This window comes from Streptococcus sp. HMSC071D03 (genome assembly GCF_001812125.1).
GTDB lineage: Bacteria > Bacillota > Bacilli > Lactobacillales > Streptococcaceae > Streptococcus > Streptococcus pseudopneumoniae_N.
In genome coordinates, this window is record NZ_KV807802.1 from 26,930 (window position 1) to 39,131 (window position 12,202).

At 41.3% G+C, this 12,202-nt stretch carries 11 protein-coding genes; 9 read left to right on the plus strand and 2 right to left on the minus strand.

The window, feature by feature from the left end; genetic code table 11:
* Window positions 1-520 precede the first annotated feature (520 nt).
* Window positions 521-1,540, minus strand: coding sequence for an alcohol dehydrogenase AdhP (gene adhP, locus HMPREF2837_RS09010; RefSeq protein ID WP_049548692.1), 1,020 nt, complete (start codon window positions 1,538-1,540; stop codon window positions 521-523).
* A gap of 369 nt (window positions 1,541-1,909) precedes the next feature.
* Between adhP and HMPREF2837_RS09015 the strand changes: the two genes are divergently transcribed.
* The 8 genes from HMPREF2837_RS09015 (at window position 1,910) to HMPREF2837_RS09050 (ending at window position 9,946) form a co-directional block, all read left to right on the plus strand.
* Entirely contained in the window at window positions 1,910-3,187 is a 1,278-nt protein-coding gene (locus tag HMPREF2837_RS09015; RefSeq protein WP_049548693.1) for a glutamate-cysteine ligase family protein, read from the plus strand.
* A 74-nt stretch (window positions 3,188-3,261) separates the two neighbouring features.
* Window positions 3,262-4,746 (plus strand): threonine synthase, encoded by a 1,485-nt coding sequence (gene thrC / locus HMPREF2837_RS09020; RefSeq protein ID WP_049548694.1) that lies wholly within the window; start codon window positions 3,262-3,264, stop codon window positions 4,744-4,746.
* Between the two features lie 60 nt (window positions 4,747-4,806).
* The gene (locus HMPREF2837_RS09025) at window positions 4,807-6,087 is read left to right on the plus strand and encodes an MATE family efflux transporter (protein WP_049548695.1); all 1,281 of its coding nucleotides are present in this window, start codon (window positions 4,807-4,809) and stop codon (window positions 6,085-6,087) included.
* A gap of 3 nt (window positions 6,088-6,090) precedes the next feature.
* Window positions 6,091-6,705 (plus strand): HAD-IA family hydrolase, encoded by a 615-nt coding sequence (locus tag HMPREF2837_RS09030; RefSeq protein ID WP_049548696.1) that lies wholly within the window; start codon window positions 6,091-6,093, stop codon window positions 6,703-6,705.
* A 176-nt stretch (window positions 6,706-6,881) separates the two neighbouring features.
* On the plus strand, window positions 6,882-7,976 hold the full coding sequence (locus HMPREF2837_RS09035) for a LysM peptidoglycan-binding domain-containing protein (RefSeq protein WP_049548697.1): 1,095 nt from the start codon (window positions 6,882-6,884) through the stop codon (window positions 7,974-7,976).
* Window positions 7,977-8,125: 149 nt separating this feature from the next.
* On the plus strand, window positions 8,126-8,989 hold the full coding sequence (locus HMPREF2837_RS09040) for a DUF2262 domain-containing protein (protein WP_049548698.1): 864 nt from the start codon (window positions 8,126-8,128) through the stop codon (window positions 8,987-8,989).
* A gap of 158 nt (window positions 8,990-9,147) precedes the next feature.
* Window positions 9,148-9,573, plus strand: coding sequence for a MarR family winged helix-turn-helix transcriptional regulator (locus tag HMPREF2837_RS09045; RefSeq protein WP_049548699.1), 426 nt, complete (start codon window positions 9,148-9,150; stop codon window positions 9,571-9,573).
* A gap of 10 nt (window positions 9,574-9,583) precedes the next feature.
* Entirely contained in the window at window positions 9,584-9,946 is a 363-nt protein-coding gene (locus tag HMPREF2837_RS09050) for a DUF1304 domain-containing protein (protein ID WP_049548700.1), read from the plus strand.
* A 47-nt stretch (window positions 9,947-9,993) separates the two neighbouring features.
* Here HMPREF2837_RS09050 and HMPREF2837_RS09055 read toward each other — a convergent pair whose 3' ends face one another.
* On the minus strand, window positions 9,994-10,851 hold the full coding sequence (locus HMPREF2837_RS09055; protein ID WP_049548701.1) for a DUF975 family protein: 858 nt from the start codon (window positions 10,849-10,851) through the stop codon (window positions 9,994-9,996).
* A gap of 116 nt (window positions 10,852-10,967) precedes the next feature.
* Between HMPREF2837_RS09055 and tgt the strand changes: the two genes are divergently transcribed.
* On the plus strand, window positions 10,968-12,110 hold the full coding sequence (tgt, locus tag HMPREF2837_RS09060; protein ID WP_049548702.1) for a tRNA guanosine(34) transglycosylase Tgt: 1,143 nt from the start codon (window positions 10,968-10,970) through the stop codon (window positions 12,108-12,110).
* Window positions 12,111-12,202 lie beyond the last annotated feature (92 nt).

The window sequence follows — 12,202 nt, forward strand, 5'->3', positions numbered from 1 at the left end:
ATGTTTGACTCTTAGTTTAAGAAAACTTTAAGACTCCTTAAGTATAAATCGTTTTCAGAAAAAAAGCAACTAATTATAATAAAGAGTGAAAAAAATCCCAAAGCTCTATCTTTACAGATATTGATATATAAACTTTTTTGTGAAATCGTCTATAAAATGGTAAAAAAATTTAATATAAAAAATGGGTGGGCAGAGGTCAATGAATTAACTCACGACTTTCTAGTCCCGGTCCCTGATGTTTCAACAATCCGCTGTTTGTAGAATTTGTCTAGAAAAATGACGTTTTCTTCACTAGTGCTCTTGGGCGTCTAAAAAATGCCCCAAGTCCAATTAGTTGTCGTATCAAAATGTTATACTCAATGAAAATCAAAGAGCAAACTAGGAAGCTAGCCGCAAGATGTACTTGAGTACGGCAAGGGGACGATGACGTGGTTTGAATTTGATTTTCGAAGAGTATTATTGCTAAAAAAACGAGGTGGGATTTTCTGTCCCTACCTCGTTTTGGCATTTATTATTTATCTTAATGAGTAAAGTCTAGAACCATACGACCTTGGATGGTTCCAGCAGCCATTTCATCAAAGACAGCAATGGCATCTTCGACAGGGCGTTTTTGAACGATTGGTACAACCAGACCTTCAGCACCAAATTGGAAGGCTTCTTCCAAATCTTTACGTGTTCCAACGAGAGAACCGATGACTTGGATACCGTCAAGAACTGTTTTGACGATGCTAAGATCCATCATTTCAGATGGGAGACCGACAGCTATTACACGACCGCCTGCACGAACAGAGTCAACTGCTTGGTTAAAGGCAACTTTTGATACAGCTGTTACGACAGCTGAGTGAGCACCACCGTTTGTCTTTTCTTTGATAAGGCCTGGGACATCTTCGACTTCAAGACCGTTAATCACGATATCTGCACCAACTTCTTTAGCTAGGGCAAGTTTATCGTTGTTAATATCTACTGCGATAACGTGAGCGTTGAACACTTTTTTAGCGTATTGAACAGCCAAGTTACCAAGACCTCCAGCACCATAGAGGATAACCCATTGACCTGGCTCAACTTTTGCTTCTTTGATAGCCTTGTATGTGGTAACACCGGCACAAGTGATAGAAGAAGCTTGGGCTGGATCGAGACCTTCTGGAACCTTAACGGCATAATCTGCAGTTACGATACATTGTTCTGCCATACCACCATCTACTGAGTATCCTGCATTTTTTACGGAACGGCAAAGAGTTTCGCGTCCAGTTGTACAGTATTCACACATACCACAGCCTTCAAAGAACCAAGCTACGCTGACACGGTCGCCAACTTTGAGGCTTTTAACATCAGGAGCAACTTCTTTGACGATACCGATACCTTCGTGACCGAGAACGCGTCCTGGAACTTTACCAAAGTCACCATGTGCAACGTGGAGGTCAGTGTGGCAGACACCACAGTACTCAACTTCTACAAGAGCTTCCCCAGTTTCGAGCGGACGGAGCACTTTTTCTTCAATAGCAACACCAGTGCTTTCTGGATTTACAACAACAGCTTTCATAGCTATCCTCCTTGATTAGTCGTTGAGGTGCAGAGGAAAAGGGGCTTGGCTTGAAAAGCTTTCAAGTGAAGTCGAATTTGAACTGCCCTCTTTTTTGTCTATATGTGAATTATATCACTATATTTAATATAATACAAGGGATTTGATGCAAAAACATATGTAATCGCTTAACCGGTTGATGAGACTGTGAAAATTGAACAATGACATCTGACGTCTTATCATAAAATTTCATATAATGAGGAAGTTATTTGGTCTTAAATCTAGGGAGCGAGCTTGCAAACAGATTTTCTAAGGTCCTTCTCTAGGACTTTTTGGTATAATAGAGAGTAATTTGTTTTCTAGTATGAGAAGTTAGAATGAGAGGTATGTATGTCCCCTTCAGTTCAGTTATTAAAAGACCGCTATTTAAAGAATATCAAAGAAAATCCAGATCTCTACATCGGTATTGAGTTGGAGTTTCCGATCGTTCATAAGAAAGGCCAACCTACAGATATTGAAGTCAGCAAGGACTTGATGCATTTTTTGGTTGATGCTCTCAGTCTGAAAGTTGAAAAGGAGGACCAGGATGGAAATCCGATTCAGCTTGTAGAACCGGTGAGTCAAGATCGTATTTTGTTTGAGGTTTCCTACACAACACTTGAGTTTGCCTTTGGTCGAGCTCGGAATATCCAAGAGATCGAAGGCCGTTTTGAGACTTATATGAAGGTAATCCAAGAAAAGCTAGGCGAAAAGAATCATGCTATCCAGGGTTGGGGGATTCACCCAAACTGGGATAGCAATGATAATAGACCTGTCGCTTATCCACGATACCAGATGTTAATGGACTATCTGAAGATGGGCAACAATCAGGAGTCCGTTTCTTTGCATGATTTTCCACAATATGGAGCCTTTATCTGTGGTAGTCAAGTTCAGTTGGATGTATCGACTGCTAACTACCTACGTGTCATTAATGCATTCACTCAGCTTGAGGCAGCCAAAGCCTACTTGTTTGCCAATTCTCAGTTTTCTGGAGCAGACTGGGACACCCAGATTTCACGAGATATCTTTTGGGAAGACTCCATGCATGGGATTTATCCAGAGAATGTTGGTGTCAATGCCAGACTCTTCAAAGATGAGGATGATTTTTTTGATTATCTAGACCACTCTGCGATTTTTACAGCAGAACGAGATGGGGAAACCTACTATTTTTCTCCGATTCGAGCGAAAGATTATCTGTCTACAAGTCAGATTAGGGCTTTTGGGATTAATAGGAAAGAAGTTAGTATAGTTCCAGAGGAAAAAGATTTTTCGAGTCATCGAAGCTACCAGTTTCAAGACTTGACAACACGAGGGACTGTTGAATTTCGTAGTGTTTGTACACAACCGCTAGACCGAACCTTTGCTTCGGCAGCCTTTCATTTAGGCTTGTTGGTGAATCTTGACAAGCTTGAAGCTTACCTAGAAACAGCTCCTTTCTTTGAGAGATTTGGTCGTGACTACAAGTCTTTGAGAAGACAATTTTCTAAGAAACACCTCACAGATGAAGAAACAGCTGGGATTGTCCAGTTCTCCAAAGACTTGCTAGCTATAGCAGAGCAAGGACTTGAGATGAGAGGTCAGAGTGAAATGACTTATTTAGTGCCTTTGAAAGAAGAATTAGACCTATAATTTTCCTATAAAGGAAGAATTTTCTGAAAAATCATGTTATAATGAATAAGACTATAGATAAAGGATAGAGATTTATGACATTAGTTTATCAATCAACGCGTGATGCGAACAATACCGTAACAGCCAGCCAAGCGATTTTGCAAGGTTTGGCAACAGATGGGGGCTTATTTACTCCAGTTAGCTATCCAAAGGTTGATTTGGATTTTGAAACATTAAAAGACGCTTCTTACCAAGAAGTAGCTAAGCTTGTCTTGTCAGCTTTCTTGGATGACTTTACAGCAGAAGAGTTGGACTACTGTATCTCCAACGCCTATGACAGCAAGTTTGATACGCCAGTCATTGCTCCTCTTGTGAAACTAGATGGCCAATACAACTTGGAACTTTTCCACGGTTCAACCATTGCCTTCAAGGATATGGCCTTGTCTATCTTGCCATACTTTATGACGACAGCTGCCAAGAAACATGGCTTGGAAAACAAGATTGTCATCTTGACAGCGACGTCTGGAGATACTGGTAAAGCTGCCATGGCAGGTTTTGCAGATGTTCCTGGAACTGAAATTATCGTCTTTTATCCAAAAGACGGTGTCAGCAAAGTGCAAGAGTTGCAAATGACCACGCAAACTGGCGAAAACACCCATGTTATCGCTATTGATGGAAACTTTGACGATGCTCAGACAAACGTGAAACACATGTTCAACGATGTGGAGCTTCGTGAAAAATTAGCAGCCAACAAGCTCCAGTTTTCATCAGCTAACTCTATGAATATCGGTCGTTTGGTACCACAGATTGTCTATTATGTGTATGCCTACGCTCAGCTTGTTAAAACAGGCGAAATTAATGCAGGTGATAAGGTTAACTTCACCGTACCGACAGGAAACTTTGGAAATATCTTGGCTGCCTTTTATGCTAAACAAATTGGTTTGCCAGTTGGTAAATTAATCTGTGCTTCAAATGACAACAATGTTTTGACAGACTTCTTCAAGACTCGTGTTTATGACAAGAAGCGTGAGTTTAAAGTGACCACTAGCCCATCTATGGATATCTTAGTGTCTTCAAACTTGGAGCGCTTGATTTTCCACCTTTTGGGTAATGATGCGGTTAAGACAGCTGAACTCATGAATGCTTTGAATAACCAAGGTCAGTATGAATTGACAGATTTTGATGCAGAGATTCTTGACCTTTTTGCAGCAGAGTATGCGACTGAAGCGGAAACAGCAGCAGAAATCAAGCGTGTTTATCAAACAGATGCCTACATTGAGGATCCACATACAGCGGTTGCCTCAGCTGTTTATAAAAAATACCAAGCAGCGACAGGCGATGTGGCTAAGACCGTGATTGCTTCAACAGCTAGTCCTTATAAATTCCCAGTGGTTGCAGTAGAAGCTGTAACTGGGCAATCAGGTTTGAGCGATTTTGAAGCCTTGGCTCAACTACATGAAATTTCAGGAGTAGCAGTGCCACCAGCAGTTGATGGCCTCGAAACAGCTCCAGTTCGTCACAAGACAACTGTTGCAGCGGCAGATATGCAGACTGCAGTAGAAACTTATCTAGGACTTTAAAAGAGAGGAAGTAAACTCGGTTGGGAAACTAACTGAGTTTCTTTTCATCAGGAGGAAGGATTGTTTAAGAAAAATAAAGATATTCTCAACATAGCTCTGCCAGCCATGGGTGAAAATTTCTTGCAGATGCTCATGGGGATGGTCGATAGCTATCTGGTGGCACATCTGGGCTTAATCGCAATTTCGGGTGTGTCTGTAGCGGGCAATATTATCACCATTTACCAAGCGATTTTTATTGCTTTGGGAGCGGCTATTTCCAGTGTCATTTCCAAAAGTTTGGGACAGAAAGATCAATCTAGACTAGCTTATCATGTGACAGAAGCACTTAAGATTACCCTACTACTGAGTTTAGTTTTAGGGGTCTTATCCATCTTTGCAGGACGAGAGATGATCGGCCTTTTAGGAACAGAAGCGTCTGTAGCTGAGAGTGGTGGACTATACCTAGCTTTGGTCGGCGGGACAATCGTCCTCTTGGGCTTGATGACTAGTCTAGGAGCCTTGATTCGCGCCACCCATAATCCGCGCCTTCCACTTTATGTGAGTCTTTTATCCAATGCCTTGAATATTGTGTTCTCAAGTATCGCTATTTTTGTTCTTGATATGGGGATAGCTGGTGTAGCCTGGGGGACCATCCTATCTCGTTTGGTTGGGGTTGTGATCTTGTGGTCACAACTAAAACTTCCATATACGAGACCAAGGTTTGGCCTGGACAAAGACCTGCTGACTTTGGCTTTACCTGCAGCGGGAGAACGTCTCATGATGCGAGCTGGAGATGTGGTCATTATTGCCTTGGTTGTTTCCTTTGGGACGGAGGCAGTCGCAGGAAATGCAATCGGTGAAGTCTTGACTCAGTTTAACTATATGCCAGCCTTTGGTGTCGCTACAGCAACAGTCATGCAGGTGGCTCGAGCAGTTGGAGAAGATGATTGGGCAAGGGTAGACAACTTAAGTAAGCAAACTTTTTGGCTTTCCCTCTTTCTTATGTTGCCCTTAACACTCAGTATCTATGCTCTAGGAACGCCCCTAAGTCACCTCTATACTAGTGATCCTGTGGCTATTGAAGCCAGTGTTATGGTGACGCTGTTCTCTCTACTAGGGACTCCTATGACGACGGGAACAGTCATTTATACAGCTGTCTGGCAGGGTTTGGGAAATGCACGCCTCCCCTTTTATGCGACAAGTATCGGAATGTGGTGTATCCGTATCGGAACAGGGTATCTGATGGGAATTGTTCTTGGTTGGGGCTTGCCTGGTATTTGGGCAGGAACGCTTTTGGATAATGGTTTTCGCTGGATTTTCCTGCACTATCGTTATAAGCAATATATATCTTTGAAAGGATGACATATGAAAAAAATTGGATTTATCTGGGATTTAGATGGGACCTTGTTGGACTCTTATGAAGCTATTTTAGCAGGAATCGAAGAGACTTTTGCCCAGTTTGACATTCCTTATGATAAGGCTGAGGTTCGTGCCTTTATTCTACAAACTTCCGTTCAAGATCTGTTGGAAAAGGCGGGAGAAGAAAGAGGCTTGGATGCAGATATGCTCAATCAGGTTCGTGCTCAGAGCTTGGCTGAGAAGAATGCTCAAGTGGTTCTGATGCCAGGGGCGCGTGAAATCTTAGCTTGGGCAGACCAGCAAGGTATTGAGCAGTTTGTTTATACCCATAAAGGGGACAATGCTTTTACAATTTTGGAGAATTTGGGTTTGGCCCACTATTTCACAGAAATTTTAACCAATCAAAGTGGCTTTGCTCGGAAGCCTAGTCCAGAAGCTGCGATTTATCTTTTAGATAAGTATGGATTAAATCCTCAGCAGACTTATTATATCGGCGATCGGACTTTGGATATAGAATTTGCCCAAAATAGTGGGATTCAGAGTATCAATTTTCTTGCCTCACCTGCAACTTGTAATCAACAGATAGAGCGTTTAGAAGATATCAGTTCGTTTTCCTTCTAGAATTTTCTTCAAGAAGAATGTGTCAGCCTGATGACAAGAAACTAACAAACTATTTCAAGTAATGTGATTTGTTACAACGAATGTACAGTTCTGTTAAATAGCCCCAAAAGGGCTTTTTTTCTATTTTCTTTGTGTTATGATAGACAGGTACTACATTTGAAAAGGAGTTTGATAGTATGAAGAAAAGAATTATTTTAGCATCAACAGTAGCCTTGTCCTTTGCCCCTGTATTGGCAACTCAAGCAGAAGAACTAGTATGGACAGCACGCAGTGTTGAGCAAATTCAAAACGATGTTACTAAGAATGAGAATAAAACAAGCTATACGGTTCAGTATGGAGATACTCTAAGTACCATTGCCGAAGCTCTGGGAGTGGATGTGACCGTTCTTGCTAACTTGAACAAGATCAGCAATATTGATCTGATTTTCCCTGAGACAGTGCTTACTACAACTGTTAATGATGAGGAAGAAGTGACGGAAGTTGAAATCCAAACCCCTGACACAGCTCAGGCAGGTGAAAGCACAACTGCAAGAGCAGATTTGACAACCAACCAAGTCACTGTAGATGACCAAACTGTACAGGTTGAAGATTTAACTCAACCAGTTGAAGAAACAGAAGCTCAAGTTGAGCCAGTAGCACCACAAGTGACTGAAGAAGCAGTAGCAGAAACTACAACAGAAGCCTCAGTACCAGCAGCAGAACCAGTGACAGAAACTACGGCAGAAGTTTCAGCACCAGCAGAAGAAGCAGTAGCAGAAACACCTGTAGTGGAAGAAACCACTACAACAGAAGCCCCTGTTACAGAAACTGTAGCAGAGACTCAATCAACACCATCAACTTACCAAGCTGAAGCAAGCCAAGGTTCATCAGCGACTTATGCAGCACCAGCAGCACCTGATTATGCAAGTATTGCAGCTTCAAAGTCAGAAAATGCAGGTCTACAACCACAAACGGCTGCCTTTAAAGAAGAAATTGCTAACTTGTTTGGTATCACATCATTTAGCGGCTACCGTCCTGGAGATAGCGGAGACCACGGAAAAGGCCTTGCAATTGACTTTATGGTCCCAGTAAGCTCAGCTCTTGGAGACCAAATTGCAGATTATGCTATCCAAAATATGGCTAGCCGTGGCATTAGCTACATCATCTGGAAACAACGTTTCTACGCACCATACCCAAGTAAATATGGACCGGCTTACACTTGGAATCCAATGCCAGACCGTGGTAGTATCACAGAAAACCACTATGACCACGTTCACGTATCTATGAACTAAGAGTAATAAGAAGCTATACATTTAAAAGTGTAGCTTCTTTTTGTGTAAAATAGTATTGATAAGTGAAATAAAATCTAAAACATGTTAGAATGTAAGCGAATACAAAATTAAGCTAACGCTTTTAAGCATAGAGAGAAAGGATGAAGTGAATGACAAATCGATTAAAAACTCCATTTGAGAAAACAAGAGATGATTTTGAACAGGAATTTACTGGAGAAATTGTTGAGCTCTTGATTTTTACCCTCCAAAATGTAAATGGGGCTGCTTCTTTAAAAGATGGTTGTAAAATGCCGTCCGTTCATTTTAAAGCTAGTATCAATGTTGAAACTCAGGACTTCTCTGAACGTGAGGGACGTTTGGAATGGGTATTGACTCCTGAGGAATTTGAAGAAAAGAGATGGGGCTTTAGTTTTGAACCCTACAAAATTCATCATATCAAATGCCAAAAACGCCCCTTCATGGAGTTAGAGCCATATATGTCAGAAGTAGCTAATAACTGCTACCACTTGCTGGAATACCTAGATGACCAATCCTCAGACTCTAGGTTAGAGACCTTGATTGAAACCTATCAAAAACCGGTCATCATTCAAGACGATATTGGCGAATTCACCTTAAACAGAGCCTATTCTTGGTTTGAAGGATTTATCACTTACGAGGGTGGTAAGATTCATGCTATCTTTGCTGCGAGTACAGATGAAAGTCTCCCTCCAAGTTCTTTTGATGATCTAAAGAAATTTATGGGAACTTTCCAAGTTCAAGATACTCGGATTAAAGACTATATTGTCAAAGAACTGTGGGAAACAGCTCAAGACTGGATAGATTCAGATGAAAATGATGTAGTGTTAACAGAAGAGTATTTTACCAACTCACTTTCCTTGAGTGAACTATCGATCAACGAAGATGGAGAATTGACCCTCTACTATGATGATCGTGAAGAAATTTTTGCAGGCCATGCCATCGAAGTTGTCATTGATAAAGAGGGAGAAATCCTTCGAGCAGATTTGGTAGGTTAGTGCTGGATTTTGTCTAGAATATAGAAATAATAGCCTTTTGGGATTGAAATCAAGAGGCTATTTTTCGTGAATAAGCAAAATAGTTGCGTTTTTACTAAGATTGCATTATACTTGATAAGTCAATAGTTGATAAATCAAGTGTACGCAGGGAGGTAGAAATGAAAAAAATTAACGACTTACTGTACCAGCTCCATTTAACAGATCAGATGATCACTCAACTTTTTGAGAAACAATTGGGAATTAGTTTGACCCGCTATCAAATCCTGCAGTTTTTACTGCAGCAGTCACCCTGCAACCAGATTGCCGTTCAGGAGAAGTTACAGATTGACCAGGCAGCCTTGACCCGTCATTTTAAGATACTGGAGTCAGAGGGCTATGTCAGTCGCAAGCGTAATCCGGCCAATCAGCGAGAAGTCTTAGTTGAATTAACCCAAGAAGCCAAGAATCAACTCTTAGTCAGTCCGCCTAAACATCATTTGCGAGTGAAGGAACAGATGGACAGCATCTTATCGACAGCCGAGCAGGAAGAGCTGACAGCTTTGTTGACAAAACTAGTATCAGGATTAGAAAAAATAGAATTTTAAGGAGAAAACGATGTCAATCATTACTACCATTTTAGCAACCCTTGTTGCTCTAGAGCATTTTTATATCTTTTATTTGGAAAGTATCGCAACCCAATCAGATGCAACCAGCCGAGTCTTTAATATGGACAAGGAAGAGTTGACTCGCCCCTCTGTCACCTCACTGTTTAAAAACCAAGGAATTTATAATGCCTTGATTGGGGTATTTCTTCTTTATGGAATCTATTTCTCGCAGAGCTTAGAAATCGTAACAATCTTTGTGTTGTTTGTCATAGGAGCAGCGACTTATGGTGCCTTAACAGCAGATAAAAAAATTATTCTTAAGCAAGGTGGTCCAGCAATCCTAGCACTCTTGAGTATCCTTTTCTTAAAATAAAAACAACCAGCACTTTCCATAGAAGGTGCTGGTTTTAATCATTCACATTAAACTTTTCTCCGCTTGATTTCGAGTAATCTTTGATAGAAGAAGAATTGACTACTATAGATATAAGGGAAAGAAGGGATGCTCGCAATTCCAAAGCTAATCCAGGTAAGAAGATACCATGGTAGGAGTTGTAAATCAAGTACGAAGCGTTGGAACTTATAGCCTTTCATAAGGAAGCGACTGGTTTTGAGTACGCGACTTGGCTTGGCAATTCCAATTGCAAGTGTATCACAAAGGAGCAACTCTACTTGGGAATAAGCGTAGTATTGCGGCAGATAGGCAATGGTTCCCAAAATCATCAGAAAGACGCTACCAAAGAAGTAAAGTGCAAAAGTAAGTAGGAAGTGTTCGATATCTGAATTGGTGACGTCGACAGCTGGAAATTCGGGATGAAGTTCTACAAATTTACGAGCCATGGCACTGCTATAAAAGAGCAAGTAGACTCCAAAAAGATTAGGGATGCTCCACAAAAAGAGATAGAAACGCTTGAGCAAGAGAGTTAGAAAGGTCTGGGTGAAGAAGCGATTGTCAAGTAAGGACAGACTATCTTTAAAAGAAAGCTCTATCTCGGAAATTCTGTAAAGATTAATGGTTGTAAAAAGAGCACCAGCTAGGATAATAGAACTTGTGAATCCAACTGCTAGAGGAAAGAGTGAGGACTGGATCAAGCTCATCAAAAAAGTAAAGAAGGATTGCTCAAGAATTCCCTCATCAAGTAGGGATAACGGACTTATGAAGCTGGATAGAATCAGGAAAATGCTTGGTAATAAAAAGACAAGCAATAAACGTGGATGTTCAGCTTGAAACTGTTTAGCTTGTTGACGAACTTCTTTTAAATCAATTTTTGGGTATTTCATTCTTTCATTATACCATAGTTCGTGACAGTTCCCATTTTTTTTGATAGAATCATACAGTATGCCCTTGGGCACAAAGTAAGAACTGGGACTGTTTTTCCCAGCTTCGGAGGTAAAAAATGTCAGATTCACCAATCAAATATCGTTTGATTAAGAAAGAAAAACACACGGGAGCTCGTCTGGGTGAGATTATCACGCCACACGGAACCTTTCCAACTCCTATGTTTATGCCGGTTGGGACTCAAGCAACGGTTAAAACCCAATCGCCAGAAGAGTTGAAAGAGATGGGGTCAGGGATTATCCTCTCTAATACCTATCACTTGTGGCTTCGTCCTGGAGATGAACTCATTGCACGTGCAGGTGGACTTCATAAGTTCATGAACTGGGACCAACCTATCTTGACGGATAGTGGCGGTTTCCAAGTATACTCTCTAGCGGATAGTCGTAACATCACAGAAGAAGGGGTAACGTTTAAGAACCACCTCAATGGTTCTAAAATGTTTCTATCACCTGAAAAAGCCATCTCTATCCAAAACAATCTAGGGTCAGACATTATGATGTCCTTTGACGAATGTCCTCAATTTTATCAGCCTTATGATTATGTGAAGAAGTCAATCGAACGTACCAGCCGTTGGGCTGAGCGTGGATTAAAAGCTCATCGTCGTCTACATGACCAAGGTTTGTTTGGGATTGTACAAGGTGCAGGATTTGAAGATCTTCGTCGTCAGTCAGCTCATGACCTTGTCAGTATGGACTTCCCAGGATACTCTATCGGAGGGTTGGCAGTAGGTGAAACTCATGAAGAGATGAACGCAGTTTTGGACTTCACTACTCAACTCCTTCCTGAAAACAAACCTCGCTACTTGATGGGAGTGGGAGCGCCAGATAGCTTGATTGATGGGGTTATTCGTGGGGTCGATATGTTTGACTGTGTCTTGCCGACTCGTATCGCTCGTAACGGAACTTGTATGACTAGCCAAGGACGTTTGGTTGTCAAGAATGCCCAGTTTGCGGAGGACTTTACCCCGCTTGATCCTGAGTGCGATTGCTACACATGTAAGAACTATACCCGTGCCTACCTTCGTCACTTACTCAAGGCCGATGAGACCTTTGGTATTCGTTTGACAAGTTACCATAACCTTTACTTCTTGCTTAATCTCATGAAGCAGGTTCGTCAGGCTATTATGGATGATAATCTTTTGGAATTCCGTGAGCATTTTGTTGAAAAATATGGCTACAATAAATCAGGTCGTAATTTCTAAGTTTAGTAGGCTAAAGCTGAAATCCTAAGTTTTCTCTTAGGATTTCAGATTGAAGACCAAGTCCTTAGAACTCAAGTTTCCAAGGGCTTTTG